At 36.5% G+C, this 20,636-nt stretch carries 15 protein-coding genes; 10 read left to right on the top strand and 5 right to left on the bottom strand.

Annotated elements, in window-relative coordinates:
• The first annotated feature begins 138 nt into the window (after nt 1-138).
• From DIT68_RS11830 to DIT68_RS11805, 6 genes are all read left to right on the top strand, one after another.
• Nucleotides 139-3,099: a T9SS-dependent M36 family metallopeptidase gene (locus DIT68_RS11830; RefSeq protein ID WP_109360017.1), complete on the top strand. Its 2,961-nt coding sequence runs from the start codon at nt 139-141 to the stop codon at nt 3,097-3,099.
• 218 nt (nt 3,100-3,317) lie between these two features.
• Nucleotides 3,318-4,538: a DUF4886 domain-containing protein gene (locus tag DIT68_RS11825; RefSeq protein WP_109360016.1), complete on the top strand. Its 1,221-nt coding sequence runs from the start codon at nt 3,318-3,320 to the stop codon at nt 4,536-4,538.
• Nucleotides 4,539-4,756: 218 nt separating this feature from the next.
• Nucleotides 4,757-5,563 carry a PASTA domain-containing protein gene (locus DIT68_RS11820; protein ID WP_109360015.1) on the top strand — a complete coding sequence of 269 codons (807 nt, stop codon included), beginning with the start codon at nt 4,757-4,759 and terminating at the stop codon, nt 5,561-5,563.
• Between the two features lie 13 nt (nt 5,564-5,576).
• Nucleotides 5,577-7,826, top strand: coding sequence for a T9SS type A sorting domain-containing protein (locus DIT68_RS11815; RefSeq protein ID WP_158276179.1), 2,250 nt, complete (start codon nt 5,577-5,579; stop codon nt 7,824-7,826).
• A 2-nt stretch (nt 7,827-7,828) separates the two neighbouring features.
• Nucleotides 7,829-8,881 (top strand): RluA family pseudouridine synthase, encoded by a 1,053-nt coding sequence (locus tag DIT68_RS11810; RefSeq protein WP_109360013.1) that lies wholly within the window; start codon nt 7,829-7,831, stop codon nt 8,879-8,881.
• Nucleotides 8,882-9,141: 260 nt separating this feature from the next.
• Complete coding sequence (locus DIT68_RS11805) at nt 9,142-11,268, top strand: OmpA family protein (RefSeq protein ID WP_146194206.1); 2,127 nt, start codon at nt 9,142-9,144, stop codon at nt 11,266-11,268.
• A gap of 373 nt (nt 11,269-11,641) precedes the next feature.
• Here DIT68_RS11805 and DIT68_RS11800 read toward each other — a convergent pair whose 3' ends face one another.
• Both DIT68_RS11800 and DIT68_RS11795 read right to left on the bottom strand, forming a co-directional pair.
• Entirely contained in the window at nt 11,642-12,403 is a 762-nt protein-coding gene (locus tag DIT68_RS11800; protein WP_109360011.1) for an alpha/beta fold hydrolase, read from the bottom strand.
• A 103-nt stretch (nt 12,404-12,506) separates the two neighbouring features.
• Complete coding sequence (locus DIT68_RS11795) at nt 12,507-13,220, bottom strand: pyridoxine 5'-phosphate synthase (protein WP_109360010.1); 714 nt, start codon at nt 13,218-13,220, stop codon at nt 12,507-12,509.
• Between the two features lie 66 nt (nt 13,221-13,286).
• Between DIT68_RS11795 and DIT68_RS11790 the strand changes: the two genes are divergently transcribed.
• The 3 genes from DIT68_RS11790 to porG all read left to right on the top strand — a co-directional run bounded on the left by DIT68_RS11790 (nt 13,287) and on the right by porG (nt 16,457).
• Nucleotides 13,287-13,949 carry a CBS domain-containing protein gene (locus tag DIT68_RS11790; protein WP_109360009.1) on the top strand — a complete coding sequence of 221 codons (663 nt, stop codon included), beginning with the start codon at nt 13,287-13,289 and terminating at the stop codon, nt 13,947-13,949.
• Between the two features lie 3 nt (nt 13,950-13,952).
• Nucleotides 13,953-14,834: an NAD kinase gene (locus tag DIT68_RS11785; RefSeq protein ID WP_109360008.1), complete on the top strand. Its 882-nt coding sequence runs from the start codon at nt 13,953-13,955 to the stop codon at nt 14,832-14,834.
• Between the two features lie 786 nt (nt 14,835-15,620).
• On the top strand, nt 15,621-16,457 hold the full coding sequence (gene porG / locus DIT68_RS11775; RefSeq protein ID WP_109360006.1) for a type IX secretion system protein PorG: 837 nt from the start codon (nt 15,621-15,623) through the stop codon (nt 16,455-16,457).
• Here porG and DIT68_RS11770 read toward each other — a convergent pair.
• The 3 genes from DIT68_RS11770 to DIT68_RS11760 form a co-directional block, all read right to left on the bottom strand.
• Entirely contained in the window at nt 16,448-17,803 is a 1,356-nt protein-coding gene (locus tag DIT68_RS11770) for a hypothetical protein (protein ID WP_146194205.1), read from the bottom strand. The two genes, porG and DIT68_RS11770, sit on opposite strands and share 10 nt — an antisense overlap.
• A gap of 22 nt (nt 17,804-17,825) precedes the next feature.
• The gene (locus DIT68_RS11765) at nt 17,826-18,350 is read right to left on the bottom strand and encodes a 3-hydroxyanthranilate 3,4-dioxygenase (RefSeq protein ID WP_109360004.1); all 525 of its coding nucleotides are present in this window, start codon (nt 18,348-18,350) and stop codon (nt 17,826-17,828) included.
• A gap of 120 nt (nt 18,351-18,470) precedes the next feature.
• Nucleotides 18,471-18,938 carry a DUF4168 domain-containing protein gene (locus tag DIT68_RS11760; protein WP_109360003.1) on the bottom strand — a complete coding sequence of 156 codons (468 nt, stop codon included), beginning with the start codon at nt 18,936-18,938 and terminating at the stop codon, nt 18,471-18,473.
• Between the two features lie 774 nt (nt 18,939-19,712).
• On the opposite strand from DIT68_RS11760, the gene DIT68_RS11755 reads away from it, so the two are divergent.
• Nucleotides 19,713-20,627, top strand: a complete 915-nt coding sequence (locus DIT68_RS11755) for a T9SS type A sorting domain-containing protein (RefSeq protein ID WP_109360002.1) — start codon at nt 19,713-19,715, stop codon at nt 20,625-20,627.
• Nucleotides 20,628-20,636 lie beyond the last annotated feature (9 nt).

The following is a 20,636-nucleotide window of genomic DNA, read 5'->3' as shown; positions in this document are numbered from 1 at the left end:
TTAAATAAATTTCAAGCTTTAAGCTGATTAATTATTTGTCGCATAATTTCAAAAGCAATATATTGAGATTCCAAATGTGCATGATTAGCCGTTTTTTTAGCTTACTTTTGGAATATACGCTTATAAAATCTTATAAAAATGAAAATATTTATTCAGAGGATTTCTCTTCTTTTATTCATTCTACCCTTCTTCTCTTTTGGTCAGAATGCAGATGTAATTCTTCAGCAAACACTGGATGAAAATGCGAGGAAAAATGGATTAACCACAACCGATATTAAGAATTGGAAATTAGTAAATCATCACAACGCTAGAAAAGGAAATGTTGGCTTTTATTATGTTCACCAATCTTCTAACGATATTTTGGTTTATAACGCGATTAGTGTAATTGCCATTAAAGATAATGAAGGATTCCTGACTTCTAACGGCTTTATTTCAGATCTAGAAAATAAAATTGAAACATCAACCGCAACTATTTCAGCCAAAGACGCTATTATTTCAGCTGCTAGAAATATCGGTGCAGAAAACATTGGTGACATCATAGAATTGGAGTCAAATGGAGATGATAATTATGTTTTCGAAGCAAAAAATTTATCTGTTGAAAACATTACGGTTGATTTTAAATTGTTTAAAGTAGATGAAGCTACAGTGCGTGCAGTTTGGGATTTACATATTTACCAATTAGATCAAAAGCATTGGTGGAGTATGAGAGTAGATGCCCAAACAGGTGCTGTTTTAGATAAAATGGATTGGGTTTTGAGCTGCGATATTAATGGGAAAGAAAATCATGGAGCTTCTCACGCTAATCACAATCACAGAAAGGTAGATTTTACACAAATTAGCTCACCAACACCAGGTCCGCGTTCAGGAGCGGGATATAACGTTTTTGCATTACCGGTGGAGAGTCCAATTCACGGAGGAAGACAATTACTAATCGATCCAGCAGATTTAACAGCTTCTCCTTATGGATGGCATGATGTTGATGGTGTTGTGGGTCAAGAGTTTACAACAACGCAAGGAAATAATGTTTATGCAAGTGAAGATAGAGCAGATACTGATGTTTTAGGTTATATGCCGGATGGAGGTTCAACACTGAATTTTGATTTCCCTTTAGATTTAACTTTGGCGCCAATTGACTATGAGGATGTTGCGATTACTAACTTGTTTTATATGAACAATGTCATGCATGATGTTTGGTATCATTACGGGTTTGATGAAGCAAGTGGAAATTTCCAACAAAATAACTACGGAAATGGTGGTTTTGATGATGACTATGTTATTGCTCAAGCACAAGACGGTGGAGGAATGAACAACGCAAATATGGCCACGGGCCCTGATGGTTATAACCCAAGAATGCAAATGTACCTTTGGTCATCAGCTGATCCTGATTTATTGACCGTAAATTCCCCATCTTCTATAAGCGGGATTTATTCAACTAAACAAGCTGGTTTCGGACCAATTGTGCCTGTTACACCAATTACTTCAGATATTGTGATTTACGATGATGCTTCTGGTGATGCTATGGACGGATGTCAGACTGCAGTTAATTCAGCCGCAATAAATGGAAAAATTGTCCTTGTAAAAAGAGGAGGGTGTAGTTTTGTTGCAAAAGTTGAAAATGCTGAACTTGCGGGAGCAGTGGCCGTGATTGTTGTGAATAATGTTCAAGGAAATATTATTGCGATGGGAGGAACAGGTGCCGGAATTGGAATTCCTTCGATAATGATTTCATTAGCCGACGGAAATAGTATAATCAATCAGATTCAAGGTGGAACTCCGGTTAATGCAACACTTCAATCTCCTAATGGAAGCAATTTCTTTGATGGAGATTTTGACAATGGAATAATTGCACATGAATACGGACACGGAATTTCTACCCGTCTAACAGGTGGTGCTGATATGGCGGGTTGTTTAGGAAACATTGAACAAATGGGCGAAGGCTGGTCGGATTGGTTTGGAATGATGTTGACCATTGAGCCAGGAGATTTAGGAACTGATGGAAGAGGAATTGGAACTTTTGCAACTGGTGAGCTAACCACAGGGGGAGGAATTCGTCCTTTAAGATACAGCACAGATTTCAATATTAATAATGCAACTTATGCAACAACAAATAACTCATCAATTTCTGATCCGCATGGAATCGGATTTGTGTGGGCAACAATGTTGTGGGACTTAAATTGGGCTTTTATCAATAAATATGGATTCGATCCTGATGTTTATACCGGAACAGGAGGAAACAACATCGCAATGCAATTGGTAATTGACGGTTTAAAACTTCAAGGGTGTTATCCTGGTTTTGTTGACGGAAGAGATGCTATTTTACAAGCTGATCAGATATTCAATAATGGGGATAACCAATGTTTAATCTGGAATGTCTTCGCAAAAAGAGGTCTAGGTTTTTCTGCAGATCAAGGCTCTAGCGACAATAGGTATGATCAAGTTGAAGCTTTTGATTTGCCGCCAAATTTATCATCTGCAGCAAATACTGAAGTCGTGAATTCATGTGGAGATTACACTTGGTCAGTTAGTGGACAAACATATTCTGCTTCAGGAAACTACGTTTATGCAATCAATAACTCCACAAATTGTGATTCTATTTTAACTTTAGATTTAACAGTTGAAGGAATAAATTCTCAAATTAATTACCTGAATCATGGTGCTACTCTACAAGCTGATCCTGCTTTTACGACATACCAGTGGGTAGATTGTGATAACGGGAATGCACCAATTGCTGGAGCAACAAATTCAACTTTTACTCCTACAGAAAATGGAAATTATGCAGTTATTGTTTCATCAGGAAATTGCAGTGAAACGTCGAACTGCTTGCGTATTGATAACGTAGGACTAGATAATAACGCTATCGACGTAGTGAATATTTACCCTAATCCATCAAAAGGAAATGTAGAAATGAGTTTTTCTAATACCATCGAACAAGCAAACATCCGTGTTTTCGACATGACAGGGAAAATAGTTCAAGAATTTGAATTAGTAGGCGCTCCTCAATTTTCTTTCTTCTTAAAAGGTGGAAATGGAGTTTATACAATCGAAATGACAAAGAATAACGGAGATGTTTATAGAAAACGTATTAGTAAAATTAACTAATGATGATTTCGATAAACTTTTCATATTTTTAACACTCAGCAAGGCTTAATGGGTCTTGCTGAATTTTTTTAGTGCGAAATGAGGAAATACTCTTTCAATTCAAGAGTTTTTGGAAATATTAGGAATCCAATAATACTGCATTTTAAGTTAAAAATTAAAAACAACCCTTAGCAACTAACTTTATCAGCCCTGCGTCTTTCGGGTTAAATTAAACAAATATGAAAAGAATTTTAGGCTTGGCTTTATTGCTAGTTACTGTTACAGGATTTAGTCAAACTACCAAAAAGGTACTATTTATAGGAAATAGTTACACAAGTGCAAATAATTTACCGGCGTTAATTAGCTCTATGGCGCAAGCTGATGGCAATATTGTTATTTCTGATGCGAGTATTCCTGGAGGAGCGCAATTGAGTCAACACACAACAAACGCAACGACATTATCAAAAATCGCATCAAAAGATTGGGATTTTGTTGTTATTCAAGAGCAAAGTCAAAAGCCGTCCTTTCCAGATGCACAAGTTCAAGCAGGTGTTTATCCTTATGCTGAAATTCTTGTAGACAGTATTTATTCAAATAATGAATGTTCAGTTCCTTTGTTTTATTCAACTTGGGGAAGACAAAATGGAGATCCACAATGGGTTGGGATTAACACTTTTGAGAAGATGAATACAAGATTGTTTAACGCCTATACTTATATGGCAGATCAAGCCGAAGCAATGCTGTCTCCTATTGGAATTGGATTTGCTCATGTAAATCAAGACCCAAATGCTGTTGTTGGATTTAATGATTTATATACATCTGATGGTAGTCACCCAACCATCAAAGGTTCTTATTTAGCGGCTTGTATTTTTAATAATATCATTTTTGATGGGATTTCTACGGGAAATACTTTTGTACCGAATGGAATGAATTCGACCGAGACAACCTATTTGCAAGGAGTTGCAGACCATGTGGTTTATTTGGTGGATACCATTCAAATTGATTACCGTCCTGATCTGACAAATAATACTTTCACAACAACAGTAAATTCTGCACAAGTTACATTTACACCAAGCATAACAGATGGAGTTTTTGATTACTGGGATTTCGGAGATGGACAAACTTCAACCCAAGAGAACGCAGTACACACTTATGCGGCAAACGGAATTTATGAAGTAACATTGCATACTTCTGCACAGTGCCAATCAGATTCTTTAAAACAAAATGTTGACATTACCAGTTTAAGTGTTTCGACTGAAGAGATAACAATGTTCAATATTTATCCAAACCCTTCTGCCAATGGAAAAATTAATGTTGATTTCAAGGGAGAAGAAAGCTACACTGTATATACATTACTAGGAAAAGAGATTTACCAAGGAAAAGCAAAGCAATTAATGCTAAGTAAGGGAACTTATGTTGTGCGTTACAGGGATGAAGTAAGAAGAGTTACGATTCTGTAGCATCAGAAAATAATTTAAATTTCAGAAGAGGAGGATGAGCGCAGTTTTAGCTTTCATCCTCTTTTTTTGCTAAAAGGAGAGATTTCCTTTTTTCATTTGCGGTGTTTTTTGGGATTTCACCTTCTGCTTTTTAATTTTTTACCATTCCATCCAAAATAACTCAAAAGGTTTTAAACAATTTAGTTAGTTTTGTTTAATTATTTATTCCAATTTGAAGTATGGGGTTCTTTAAGAAGCTTGGTAATTTTATTATTAGTCGAAAATTCATCATCAATGTTTTATTGTTTGGTATTGTGTGGTTCCTTATTATTTGGGGTGGCACCAGCTATTTTGATGGCTACACGAAACATGGCGAAAATATTGAAGTTCCAAATTTGTTGAATAATAATGTAAAAGACATTCCTACGCTATTGGGCGATAGAGATTTAAAATATGAAATTTTAGACTCTATTTATAATCCGGATTTAGTTGAAGGAACAATAATTTATCAAAACCCCATGCCAACAGATTCCTCTGGCTTGTCGGTGAAGTCTGATCGCGTTATACGTGTGCGTGTTTCTAAACGTTCTCGATTAGTTATGGTTCCTGTTGTAGTTAGTAAGAGTCATCGTTTTGCAGAAGCTGTTTTAATGACCAAAGGCCTTCGTACCAGAGTTAATTTCGTTCCAAGTAATGAAGATCAGGGAAGTGTTATTTCGCAAAAGTATCAAGGAAAAAATATTTCTGCAGGTCAACAAATTCCGATTAATTCTGTAATTGAACTTACGATAGGGAAAAAAACACAAGGAGATATGGTAGATATTCCTAATCTAAACGGACTTACAATAAATGAAGCTGAGGAGCGTTTCTTAGGTAATTCGAGCTTAAGACTTTACCCTGTTTATTCTGGTTGTGAAACCGCAAATGATAGTCTTAATGCACGAGTGATTCGTCAAACTCCTGTTGCTTCTGATAGTAGCAGGATTCCTGAGGGATCTACCATTACTGTATTTTTATCCCCAAATGAAGGTGGGTTAATCGATTAGGAAAACAATGCTCATGAAATATATTCAACTTTTATTATTCTCTTTTTTGGCAACTGTCGTTTTGGGTCAAGATGGCCTAAGTCCCTTAACTGCAAACCCAGATTTGTTTCACAAGGAAAAGATTGAAACTAAAGCTTTGCAAAATAGTTTTGACAGTACTTTTATTTATAAAACGGATACACTCACACTTCCGTTTTTTGATGATTTCTCGAGAAATAAATTTCAACAATACGATGCCGGATTCTCAGATCCAAATGTGACGGAAGAATTGTTTTATAGAATGTTGGACGAGAATACCAATGTGCCATTGCCACCTTCTACAGTCTTAACTAACACAAGAACCTATCGTTTAATTTATGATGCCGTGACAGAGGAAACTACTTATGATTATTTGGATTCGGTTAGATTTTTATTTGATGATTTATCTGTTTATGCTCCAAATCATATTCAAACCTACGCTTTTCCTGGCTATATTATTTATGATACACTGGATGGAAGTGGAAATCTTGAAGATACAATTTGGGTAAATAATCCTGAGTATGTACAGGATTCTGCAAGGATTTTTGTAGCCTCCATCAATAATCCTGAAAAGTTATGGCTCGATGATCAGGCCTACCATAACTATAGGTTTGCCGTAAATCCATGGTCGCTAGGTGTTGTTACTTTCGATGGATTAGATGCATTTGGTTATCCTTACAATTTTAGCACCAGCACAAATGGAATCGCCGATCTTTTAACCGCAAAACCTTTAGACCTTTCTGGCAACAGTCCTGCCGATTCTGTTTATTTTAGCTTCCTATATCAAAAGGAAGGTTTTGGTGATGTTCCTGAAGAATCGTCATCAACCTCAGACTCTTTATTTCTTGAGTTTTATTCGCCAGTAGATCAACTGTGGAAAAGAGTTTGGAGAACAGGTCCTGGTGAAACCACAGATTTTCAAGTGGCTCATATTGCAGTAAAAGATCCAATTTACTTCCAGAAAGGATTTCAATTCCGATTCTCAAATTATGGTGCATTAGCAGGAGCCTTGGATCATTTTCATATAGATTATGTTGATGTTCGAACGCTATCTGGTTATCAAGATACCTTGTTCAAAGATTTTGCTATCGTTTATCCTATATCTAGTTTAATCGAAGATTACATCAGTGTTCCGTGGAAGCATTATAGAAATAATCCTGCAGGCAAAATGAGCAGTGCGGTAGATGTAACAGTAAGAAACGGAAGCGAATTAACGGAAAACAATCAAAACGGGAGTGTAAATATATATTATGAGGGCACTCTGGAAGGTAACTACACTTTAAATGCAGCTACTCTTTCTGGTGGGAACATTAACTATTCGCCACGTACAACTTATGGAAGTGAGCACGATTTCTCAACAGGATATGCCTACGACCATACCTTAATTAATGATACAATGGCAATTTTCGATTATGAAGCAATAGCCAGTGCACAATTTCCAAATAATCCAATAAATGATACCACCTTTGGGCAGCAAGTGTTTAAGAATTATTACGCCTATGATGATGGAACTGCAGAAAAGGCCTATGGTATAACAGGAGAGCAAGGGTTGTTGGCGTATAAATTCAATGCGTACGAAGCAGATTCTTTGGTTGCAATTCAAGTTCATTTTGTTCCTACAGTGTTAGATGTTTCGAATAATTTGTTCCTCTTAACAGTGTGGGATGATCAAAATGGACAACCAGGAAATGTTATCTATGAAGATGAGTTTTTCTTTCCTAGACAACCTTTTTATACTTATGGAAGAAATAAGTACAGAACTTACTTTTTTAAAGATACCATGAGGGTTGGCGTGGGGGAAACTTATTATATTGGAATGAGGCAAATTGATGAAGCCCCATTAAATATGGGTTTTGATGTGAATAACGATAATTCCGATAAGATTTTTTGGAGTGTTGATGGAGGAGGAAATTGGAATAACTCAAACTTTGAGGGGTCAATAATGATGCGTCCGCTAGTGTCTAGTAAATTGGATTATCAATTGGGATTAGAAAAAAGAACCCTTTCGACGCCGGATTTTGAGTTTACATTGTATCCAAATCCAGCAAGTAGCGTATTAAGTATTAAAGGAGAGAATTTTAATCATTCAACATCTTTTGAAATGAGAGACTTAAACGGAAGAATTGTGAAGCGCTTTAACAGCAAAGAACAAATAGACATTTCTATGATTCATCAAGGAATTTATCTTGTAAATAGATTAGAAAAAGGACAGGTTATACAAACAAAGAAATTAGTAGTTCAATAAGGATGCAGCAAGAAAATCAAAACGATAACATCGAAGATACAGAAAACGAAGAGTTATACGAACACCATAAATTTACCGCCGATAAAGGTCAAGAAGTATTGAGAATTGATAAGTTTTTACTTGATCGTTTGGCAAATACTTCACGAAACAAAATTCAAACCGCTGCGAAAAATGGCAATATTTTGGTGAATGGAGTGGCGGTAAAACAGAATTATAAGATTAAACCAGAGGATGAGATTGCAATAGTGATGCCTTATCCAGTGCGTGAGCTTGAATTAATTCCCGAAGACATTCCATTGGATATCATTTATGAAGACGATACCGTAATTGTAATTAATAAGCAAGCTAATATGGTTGTGCATCCAGGATATGGAAACTATTCTGGAACTCTAGTGAATGGTTTGATACATCATTTTGATCAGCTGCCCTCTAAGTCTGATGACTTTTATGGTCGCCCGGGTTTGGTTCACCGATTAGATAAGCACACCACCGGACTTATGGTTGTGGCGAAAACGGAAGATGCGTTAACCAACTTGTCAAAGCAATTTTATGACCGCACTACCGAGCGACGTTATCATGCTTTGGTATGGGGAGATGTAATAGAAGATGAGGGAACCATCACGGGTAATTTAGGAAGGTCCATCAAAGACAGGAAGTTAATGACTGTTTTTCCTGAAGGAGATTATGGTAAACATGCAGTAACCAATTATAAAGTTTTACGTCGTTTTGGTTACGTTACTTTGGTAGAGTGTAAGCTGGAAACAGGAAGAACACACCAAATTCGTGCGCACATGAAGCACATAGGGCATACTTTGTTCAATGATTTGGAGTACGGAGGGGATAAAGTATTAAAGGGAACTACTTTTTCCAAGTATAAATCTTTTGTGCAAAATAATTTTGCCTTGCTTACCGGTCAAGCTCTTCATGCAAAAACCCTTGGTTTCGTTCATCCTAAAACAAAAGAGTTTATGCGTTTTGATTCTGATCTTCCGAGCGATTTTGCTGCGGTTTTAGAACGTTGGGAAGTATATCTTTCTGCACGAGATAAAAATTAACAAGTGTCAAAATAGGAAGTCTTTGAATGTTCTGGCTTCGTTTTTGCTTCTTGTGAATCGATTTACGATTTTAATGGCTTGCTAGTGAGCTTGTTCTCGTTGAGGCCTTTGAAATATTATGAAGAATGGCTATTAAATAACTAAAAAGTATTAATTTTATAAGATTATTCGAGGTAACGCCATAAATTTAGAGGTATTACTTGTGTTTAATTTTTTAAATTAGTTTCTTTCGGAAAAATAACTTGTTAAATATTGCTTTTATGAAAAACTATTTATTGTTAATTTCAATATTCATCTCAGCTTTGGCGTTTGCACAGCCAGCTGCGGTACACAGAGCTGATGCGGCTTTTGAAAGTGGGAAATACTATGAAGCTGCTGAGCTAGCGGTTAAAGCTTATGAGCGGATTTCTCCTAAAAATGATAAAGCACTCGCTTTAAAATCAGAATTGGCCTATAAAGCTGCATATTCTTATGCGCAAGCCTTTAATACCGACAAGTCTATTGACTGGTATCAGCGTGCTGTCGATTTAAAGCATTTTAAACAAAATCCTTATGTCTATTTCAGGCTAGGAAGTGCTTACAAAATTAAAGGTGAATACGATAAAGCCAGAACAAACTATGAAAGCTTTTTGGAGTTAGTACCGAATGATAAGCAAGCTTTAAATGCACTGGCTTCTCTCGAAGATGCTGCAGTGATGAAGGATAACCGTACACGTTATACCGTTAAGTCAGAACTCAAAATTAATACAGAAGGTTTAGAGATGGCTCCTGTTATTTCTAACCGTCGAGGTACTGCAATCGCTTTTTCTTCTACACGCCAAGCAGCTGTGAGTCCAGGAAAAGATCCTATTACAGGGGAAGGTTATTTCAATATTTGGGAAGCAGAAATGGACAGATCAGGAAACTGGACAGAACCAAAATTATTTGAGGCAGATAGCTTAAATACAGAGTTTAGTGAAGGTCACATAACTATGGATGGAAGATTTAGAACAATATACTTTACAAGATGTCCTTCTGAATTTAAAAAGAACCTAGGTTGCCAGATTTGGTCTGCCGAGAAAAAAGGTAGAGGTTTTGGAGTTCCTTCAAAAGTAGTTTTAGGATTACAAGATTCTATCAGTGTAGGGCATCCATTGCCAAACGAAGATGGTTCAATGTTGATTTTTGCATCTGATATGCCAGGTGGATTTGGAGGAAGAGACCTTTGGTATTCTGAATACAAAAGAAGAGAAGACACTTGGACAACACCTGTTAACTTAGGTCCAGAAATTAATACAGACGGTGATGAGTTATTCCCAACATACGCACTAAATGGAGATTTGTTATTCGCATCAAATGCACACAAAGGTTTGGGTGGATTGGATATATTTGTAGCCCCAAAACTAGAGGGCACAGCGAAGTTTGGTAAGCCGGAAAATATGGGTACACCAATTAACTCTGATGCTAATGACTATCACTTAACGGAGGTTACTGAGAAGTTTGGATATTTTACTTCAAACAGAAAAGGCTCTAAAGGTACACGTGAGTTGCCAGACATTTGGTCTTATGAGTTACCGCCAAATATTTTTGACTTGAAAGTAATTGTTGCAGAAATAGGTGGAGCATCTAGAATTGATGGAGCAATTGTTGAAGTAACTGAAATTCCAGAAGAAACAGAGGAAGGTGAAGATGAAGTAGAACCAATTGTATTTAAAGGAACTACAAATTCTTCAGGTGAAATATTTTGGGACAAACAACCAGATGGAAGTCGTTTTATCAATGAGGATAGAGATTACTCCATTAAGGTTCTGCCTTTAGAAGGTTATCACCCAAGTGACAATGTGGAAGAGTTCTCAACCATAGGATTGGCTTATGACCAAAACTTTATTCTTGAAATGAGTCTATTGCCAAAAACACCAATTGTTCTTCCAGAGGTACGTTATGCTTTAGGTCGTGCAGATCTTTTAGTAAAAGAGGGTGAAATTAACTCTAAAGATTCATTAAACTATGTTTACGAATTGTTAGATGAATATCCTGGAATGGTATTGAGATTGGTTTCTCACTCAGATGCACGTGGTTCAGCTTCGGCGAATGCTTCTCTATCAAAAAGAAGAGCACAATCTTGTATCGACTATCTGGTAAAAGAAAAAGGTGTTGATCCAGCAAGATTGGTTCCAGTGGGTAAAGGGGAAAGCACTCCACGTATTGTTTATTTACAAAATGACCAATATTATGCAAACAAGCCAGAAGGAGAGTTTACCGCAGTTGAATTGACTGAAAAGTACATTAACCAGTTTAAAACATCGAACAAAGAGGTATTCGAAAAACTACACCAGTTCAACCGTCGTACGGAAGGTGAAGTAATGAGAATGGATTACTCTGCCAACAATGATAAATCAGCAGAATAATGATTTGAAAATTTTGAATAGTTATTCTATTTAGTGCTTGGTCGGAAACAGACGATTTTTACAAATTGTATAGATTTTGAGAATTATTTTATTTTTGTTTCTTTAGGAGATGCCTTAGCATCAGCCGACAAGAAAAAAGATAAAATAAACTCAAAAGATTCAATTTTAAATTTGTTGTGTTTCCGTCCAAGCACTATGTAATTAAAAATCCCGCATCCAATTGGAGTGCGGGATTTTTATTTTGGTGGCTGTAGCTACGCTAAGCCAACCAAAAATGATTGTATTTGTAGTCTTCTTTATAGTGGTCTTTATAGTGGTCTTTGTTGTTATTGTTCTTGCGATATTGCATTTGGCTGAGCGCAGTCCAAGTCAACTACCTCAAAGCAAAACCTAAAACTTCTTCAATAAATTCTTCTGGTGCCTCGGCATGAATCCAGTGTCCCGCTCTGTCAATGGTGTGAAAATCGGCCAAAGGAAACAGTTTTCTAATGGCATCATGATCCTCCTCTAAGACATAGTCTGATTTTCCTCCAGCAATAAATAAAGTATCAATTAGAGTCTCTACTTCTGGTAGCGCTTTTATTATTTCAGCGTATTTTTCCTCCAACACGGGAAGATTTATCGACCAAGCCAATTGACCTTTTTCTTTCCAGTACAGGTTTTTTAATAAAAACTGACGAATAGATTTATTGTTGATGTATTTTGATAGCTGTTCTGATGCCCCACTGCGAGAGTGGATAACAGACAAGTCGATAGATTTTAAGCCCTCTATTATGGTGTCGTGAGAGACAGGATATTCCTTGATTCCCATATCTACTATAATGAGTTTGTCTATCATTTCTGGGTATTTCTGGGCATAGCGCATCGCTGTTTTACCGCCCATAGAATGCCCCATTAAAATGATTTCTTCCAAGTGATGAGATTGAATAAACTCATGTAAATCCTCTGCCATAACATCATAACTAAATTCATCGCTCCAGCCAGATTCACCATGATTTCTTTGGTCAACGAGATAAACATCGAAATATTCCCCTAATTTTTTTCCGTGGGTTTGCCAGTTATCCGACGATCCAAAAAGTCCGTGTAATACAATAAATGCCTTCCCTTCTCCAAATTGTTTATAGTGTAATTCCATTTTTATTTTGTTTTATAAGAATGCTTGCTCGTGTCTTCGTCCTTTTAAAGCCTATGATGAAAAAAGTTGTAAAGACGCCTTAAAAGACAATCGAAAAGACTATTTATTTAAGCAGTTCTAAGTATTTCTTAATCGTTGTTTCCAGTCCTAAATAGAGCGCATCAGCAATTAATGCATGTCCAATACTTACTTCCGCTAAGTTGGGAATAGACTGTTTGAAAAAAGCTAAATTAAGCAAGCTTAAATCATGTCCAGCATTGATTCCTAGGCCTAAATCATGGGCCAATTTTGCAGCAGAAATATAGTCTTTAATGGCTGCATCTTTATCCTCTTCGTAATGGTCTGCATAAGGGCCAGTATATAGTTCTATGCGATCTACACCAACTTCTTTAGCTCCATTTATGTTGCTTGGGTTGGTATCTACAAATATAGCTGACCTAACGCCCCATTCTGCCAGTTGTGAGCATATTTCCGTAAGCATGTCCTTGTATTTTACGGTGTCCCAACCTGCATTCGAAGTCAAAACATCGGGTCCATCAGGAACCAAGGTGGCTTGAGTAGGCCTGGTTTCCTCAACGAGTCTCATAAAACGTTCATCAGGATATCCCTCAATATTATACTCCGTAGTTACTACCTTGTCTAAATCGTAAACATCTTTCGTTGTGATATGTCTTTCATCCGGGCGAGGGTGAATGGTTATTCCTTCAGCTCCAAAACGTTCACAATCTTTTGCTACTTGAACAACATTAGGAACATCACCTCCACGGGCGTTACGAATTGTTGCTATTTTATTCACATTAACGCTTAATTTTGCCATGCTAGAATTATTTTTTAGCAACAAAGTTATATACATTAACGTAGAATTACTACTTTGGTCACTATAATGATAGGAATTGAACTTATAACAGACGAAATACCGCCGTTAAAACATACGGATACGGGAGAAAAGGCCTTGCTTTGGATGGATGAATTTAAAGTAAATCATCTTTCTGTGCTAAAAGGGGAGAGTTTTGTGGGCTTGGTCTCAGAAGATGATTTGCTGGATAAAGCGGATCTTTCTTATACCCTAACAGAATTGTTTAGCCATTTGCCACGCCCTTACGTGAAAGGTACTTCCCATGTTTACGAAGTATTAAACCTGGCATCCATCGACCATTTAACAGTGGTTCCGGTGTTGGATGAGGAAGAGAACTACTTGGGAAATATTAGTATTTCGAATTTAATGCAGAATATTGCAGCAACTGGAAGTATTAAGGAAGCGGGTGGAATTATTGTCTTAGAAATGAGCGATACTGACTATTCTTTAGCTCAGATTTCTCAAATTGTGGAAAGCGAAAATGCAAAAATTTTAAGCTCTTTCATTACCTCGAGCGAAATGTCCAAGAATTTGGAATTAACCCTTAAAATTAACCAACTGGAATTGGGGAGGGTAATTAAAGCTTTGGAACGCTATGATTATCACGTTAAGGCAAGTTTTCAGCGCAATAGCTATCATGATGATTTGAAAGATCGTTATGATGAATTAATGAATTATTTGAATATTTAATCAATGAACGTAGCGATATATTCTCGTAAAATAATGAAGCACGAAGTTCTATTTTTTAATAGGATTTTTAAGCAAATGGAAGATTTGAATTGGAATCCTATTATTGAGGAAGATTTTTATAAGCAGCTAAAACAGCAAATTGGACTAAAGGAAGGCTACCAAATATTCAACAGCCACACCGATTTTATTTCTGGGATCGATATGGCAATCAGTATTGGAGGAGACGGTACGTTCTTGAAATGCGTGAGCTACGTGAGAAATAGCGGTGTGCCAATTTTGGGGATAAATACGGGGCGTTTAGGGTTTCTGGCAGATACAAATACGGCAGATTTTGAAAGAACGATCGATAGAATTCAAAAGAAAGATTACACTTTCCAAAAGAGAAGTTTGATTAATGTAGAAACCCAAGAAAATATTTTTGGAGATAGAAATTTAGCACTTAATGAACTTGCGGTACACAAAAAAGACACCGCTTCAATGATAACTGTGGAAGCCTATTTAGGAGGAGAATATTTGAATTCTTACTGGGCCGATGGATTACTCGTTGGAACGCCTACAGGATCTACAGCCTATAGTTTGAGTTGTGGAGGGCCAATTATTTATCCGAGTTGTGGCGTTCATTTTTTAACTCCAATTGCTGCGCATAACTTAAATGTGCGTCCTGTGATTGTACCAGACCATATTCCCATTACTTTAAAAGCGATTGGGAGAGACAGGAATTTCCTACTGACTTTAGACTCGCATTCAAAGCCAGTAAAAACAGGTACAGAAATAGAGTTGCGAAAAGCAGATTTCATGATTAATGTGGTGAAATTTAGTGAAAACGGTTTCTTTAAAACCATTCGAGAGAAAATGATGTGGGGAATTGATCAAAGAAATGAGTAGTTTGATTTTAATTTTTCTGTAATGTCTACCCGTAACTTTACCGATAAATATACCTAATACCGCAATAATGTGAATAAGCGGTTAACTGACAAGATTCCTCGCAAATTTCTATTTCCAACGAGTTGAAAAAGAAATTTACATCAGAGTGACGTCAGGGATACGCAAAGATCGCCTTAGTATTAGTTTTTATACAGAGGTAAACGAGGGTTTTCACACCTGTGCTGAGCCTGCCGATGTAGAGCTGCACGGAGCTTGCCGAATTTGAGATTTTTCATTTGTCTCTTCAATGGCTTCTACAGGCTCGGTCATCGGGATACTCTTCGGTGACTGAGCTTGTCGAAGGCACCGAATTCGGAGGGAAATTTCTTGAGGAAGTATTGCCGAATTCTGAGGGACAAAGAGAAAAAAGAGGTTGTGAAGTAATTACGAATTATCAATTACGAATTTCTCAGAGTGACGTCAGGGATACGCAAAGATCGCCTTAGTATTAGTTTTTATATAGAGGTAAACGAGGGTTTTCACACCTGTGCTGAGTCTGCCGGTGTAGAGCTGCACGGAGCTTGCCAAATTTGAGGTTTTTCCTTTGTTTCTTCAATGGCTTCTACAGGCTCGGTCATCGGGATACTCTTCGGTGACTGAGCTTGTCGAAGGCACCGAATTCGGAGGGAAATTTCTTGAGGAAGTATTGCCGAGAAGAATGAAAAGGAAAATGGAGTTGAGCTTCTGTTTCAATAATTGAGGGACTTTCAACAATAATTATCTATTTTTGTCGTTTGATTGTTCCCAATGAAATTCATTTTTAAAATAGTATTGACTTTAGCAGTGGTTTTTTCAATCATCGGATCAACTCACGGGCAGTTAGAAAATTTCAAATCGCGTTCTTCTCTTGGTTTTATGGGGGGAGGGAGCTACTACATTGGAGATTTAAACAAATACAAGCATTTTAATAACACCAATTTATCATTTGGGATGATCTATCGCTTTCATGTCAATTCCAGGATAGAGTTAAGAGGAACTGTTCGCTATGGAAAGGTAGAAGCTTATGATTCGGAATCAGGATATGCAGATCAAATTGCACGAAACCTTTCTTTTGAATCGTCTATTTTCGAAGTGGCTGGAGGACTTGAGTTTAATTATCTCAATTATAAAATGGGAAATAAAGATTATTTTTTCACTCCCTATATGTTTATAGATATGGGAGTATTTAAAATGGATCCCAAAACAGATTATAACGGTGAATTGGTGAGCTTGCAAACCATAGGAACAGAAGGGCAAAACAGTGAGTTGACAAGCCAAAACGCTTATCCCTTAGTGCAATTGGCTATTCCATTCGGAATTGGATTCAAGATTAATTTAGGAAAAAGAGCAGCCGTTTCTTTAGAATATGGATTGCGTAAAACTTTCACAGACTATTTAGATGATGTGGGAAAAGGGGAGTTTTTGAATGCAGCTGAATTGGCTCAACAAAATGGAAATATTGCTGCAAGCTTAGCTGATAGATCGCCTTCTGAAATTAAAATGACAGGCAGTAGAGGAAACGCGGAAACCAAAGATTGGTATTCTATGTTCGGAATTATGTTTACCTTTTCACTTGGAAATCCGGATATTTGCTTTTACCGCTGAGTATCTCCACCAACACTTTGTTTAATTATTTTTGGTTGTCGTGATGCTAAAAAGATAACAATAAGCGACATAAAAGGCGCTTTAAATCTAATCAGTACATTGAATAGCCCAGAGGTAAACCCAGCAAAAAATCCCAGTATTAAAGAAAATAGAAGCGCAAATATTAAAAACTCCTTGCTTTTAATAAATTGAAAGTGTTTTTTAATTCTACCAGATCTAAAAAAGAAGCCATAAGTTAAGGCCATCATAAAGATACCTTCTAAGGCACTGAGTAAAAGAAATGCGCTGCTAGCTTCCCATAAAAATGGACGATAAAAAGCCGTGAAAATGGAGATTGGAACCGCCCCTAAAATACCAATAGGCGAATAATCTGTTATTCCCAAGTCGTATTTTGGTCCCGTATATAATTTGTTTTGAGCAAAATCTTGCTGCACAACAGCTAATTCCTCTAAGTAGGCATTTTCCGCTAACTGATTTCCTAGTGTTTGCAAATAAATTAGGGTGAGTCCAATTGCCGCAGTTGTAAATAGTATTCGAAAAGTCCAAAGCACTAATGGGTTGCTCTTCATGTTTTTGATTATACGAGACATCATTACAGTGGCTAAAGGGACAGCAATTGCAATTAGCATAAAGTCACGCATTTTATAGAGAAAGAAGATGGAGATGAAAAGCAATAAAAAGTACTTCAGATTGAATTGCTTCTTTTTTAAGAGCAATGAAAATACAATGTAAACTATCGTTTGAAATGCGGCCAATACAAAAGTGTCTTTTGAAACTCCCGAAGACCAGAAAGCAACAGTTGGAATAAAAAGTGTTGCCCCCGCGAGAATCCAATGCTTACAAAATGTAAAGTCTTTAACTAATTCATATAGTTTCCAAGAAGTGAACCCTACAATTGCAGCGCTCAATAGGGACATCGCTAAATAGCTATTAAAGGTCACAAAAGTAAACAAAGACACAATTTTACTCACGAAAAAGCTTTCCGGTTCTCTATAAATCCAGGAGGGAGGATAACCAGTACGTTGATTAAAATAATTACGAATAGTTTCTGAGGAAGGAATTTGAATCATTTCTCTGAAATATGCCTCCGGGCTATCCCAAAACAAATGGTTTAGTTTTACTGCTCCCTCCCAATAGGCCGTTGTGTCACCTCCTTTTAATACCAAAGTATAAGTAAGTGCAAATAACAACCCAAAGCCCAGTTTGAAAAGCATAGCGGGATAGAAAAGCTTAAAATGTGGTTTTTCTACATTGATTAGGCGCACAATCCAAAAGAAAATCATGAGAATGATAAGCCATCCAAAACCAACCATAAGATCGAAAACACTAATCAGCTCAATTTTCAAAGTCAGATGTTTTAAGCTTCAATTATATAAAACGTTCGTCCGTTTCCATCACTTTGCCGCAATTATCGCAAGTTCTATTTTCTTTTGAGCCGTAAAACTCTTTAAATCGTGGAAGGAAATCTTTCTCGATATTTTCTAATTTGAATTTATAAGTTTTTAGTGGGTGATTACAGGATTCACAAAACCACATCAAGCCATCAATAAGATTGGTTCCTTTGCGCACTCTTTCAATCACCAAACCAACGGTGTTTTCACCTCGAATTGGAGAGTGGGGAGTTCTTGCGGGAAGTAAAAATAATTCGCCTTCACGAATTTGAATGTCCTTCGCTTTTCCTTGTTCTTGAATTCGAACTGTAATGTCACCTTCAATTTGGAGGAACAGTTCTTCAGATTCATTGTAATGATAATCTTTTCTTGAGTTTGGTCCACCAACAATCATAACAATAAAATCTCCAGCTTCAACGTAAAGATTTTTATTTCCAACAGGTGGTTTTAATAAATCTCTATTGTCTTCAATCCACTTGAATAAGTTAAACGGCGCTTTCATAATTTATAATTTTGATTAAATATAGTTATTCCTGACGGGAACACCCACCGATTAGATAAAAAAAACAGGGGTAAAATTCAATTCACCTCTGTTTATCAGTATTTTATAATAAAATAGTTTTTATCCTTGAATTAACGCACCAAACTTTTGTTGTAGTTCTGTATCCTGTTGAACAGCCGTATAAACTTCTTGATAGCGTTGAACTGTCATTCCTTTTTCTCGCACTATTTCCGCAATTTTAGATTGGAATGAGCTTTGGATTTCTCGCATCTGTGTATTGATTTTTGTTATTTGTGCTTTTTCCTCTTCACTGGCTTCGCTCGTATTGTTTGGATCGGCCTGGGCTTGAGAAATTTCGTTGAATCGCTCAAGTTCCATTCCTTCTGTTTGGATAATAGCAATGGCTTCTTTTTGCATTTCCTGACTCTCTATTTGAACATCTTGATAGATTAGAGCGAACTTCTCTAACTCTTGATCCGTGACTTCTTTGTTTTGCTCTTGAACTGGTGCTGGAATCATTTCTTGCTGACCAATTACTGCGGTTCCAAATGATAATGCACTTGCCAATAGAATTGTTGTTATTTTCATAGTTAACTGTTTAAATTTATCCTCAAAACTATTGCTTATAAGATGGAATGAAAAATAGGAGATGCTAAGTTCTGTTAATTTATGGTTTTATGGTTTTGTCCTTGATTTTACTCCGTCCTCTGAAATCAGTTATGCTTGCTTTTTAATAGGTAAACCTGTAGTCAATTGTATATGCGAAATTTTAAAATTTTCATTTTTTTAGTGATTCCACTTAAAGTGACCACTAATTTCAATTTAAACCTTTGAGATTAGTTTAATATGACTTATTGAAGATTTTCTAATCAACAAAAGAGATTCCTCAATACTCGGTATTTTCGGAATGACAATCGATAGGTTGTTTAGTGGGGAAAGTTGCTGAAGCAAAGCTTCAGCAACTTTCCCCAATCAATAATACATAACACCTGTCATTCCTAAGGAGTTAAACGACTGAGGAATCTCTTTTTGATTATCGTTAAATATTAATTTGGCTTCAAAGTCATAATTTATAGCTAGTTATTTCTATAATAAAGAACTGGTATGATAGCGGGTAACCACTTTTTTTTTCAAAAAGACACAACCCCTTCGCTTTTCTATTCGTCTTTTGAATAGTTTGTTTGGGTTTTTATTGAAGGGGTTCAATTTTAACAGGCAAACTTTCTCTTGCAGAGTTGACTCAAGAAAGACTTTAATCAAGCATTCAAGCGATGTGGTTCAGTTTTTTTTGAGTCTTTTTTTGTTTTAGATTTTCTCAAACGAATAAAATGTATTTTTGTATTTCAATCATTACAAAAGATTATGAAAAATCCTTTATTCTTTATTCCGCTAATTTTATTTGTGCACACCCTTTCTGCCCAGCAGCAAATGCAAAATTCTGGCTTTGAAAACTGGGATGATGAAGGTTCTGCAATTGCAGAACCTACTAATTGGAGTTCAATAAAAACAGCTGATGCCTTGGCAGCAATAGCTCCAGAGGTTTTACATAGGGTGGCAGGAAGAACAGGAAACTATGCCATAGAATTAGAAGTAAAAACACTGATCGGTATTTCTGCAAACGGAATTATTACCAATGGAAGGGTGCATGCAGATTATACTCCAAGTAATGGATATGTTTTTACAGATGCTGGAAATCCAAAATGGCATACCGAATTTTCTGGTAGACCTGATAGTTTAGTGGGATGGTATAAATACGCACCTATGAGCGGCGATAAGGGAAAAATTGAAATTATCTTACATTCGGGTACTGAAGGAAGACTGCCTAGGAATAACGCAACAATAAACAATGAAATAGCAAATCTAAGGGTTGATTTTGTAACACCTCAAACAGAATGGACGCGCTTCTCAAAGGCTTTCAACTATAAAAGTGCAATGAATCCAGCGTATATTTTAACTACAATTGCAGCTGGGGATAGCACAATTTCAAAAGAAGGAACAAAGTTAATTATCGACGATTTAGAGTTAATTTATAACTCCCTTGAAGTTGATGACTTTGCTGCGACAGAGATTGCGGTGAATGGATCGAATGGATTTTTATACTTTACATTAGAGAATCAAGAAAATGTGAGTTATCAAGTGGCCGATCTTTCTGGAAAAGTGATTCAATCCGGGAAGGCAAAAACTAAAATACCCTTTAATCACGATTCAGGAATTTACTTCATTATGATTCAAAATGAGCGTGAAATTTTTACCAAAAAACTGTACATTCTACAATAATTGATTGTT

Origin of the sequence: Brumimicrobium oceani (genome assembly GCF_003143775.1) — a bacterium.
In the GTDB taxonomy this organism is placed as follows: domain Bacteria; phylum Bacteroidota; class Bacteroidia; order Flavobacteriales_D; family Crocinitomicaceae; genus Brumimicrobium; species Brumimicrobium oceani.
Note: the sequence above shows the minus strand (reverse complement) of the source record. Positions and strands in the feature narration are given on the sequence as shown.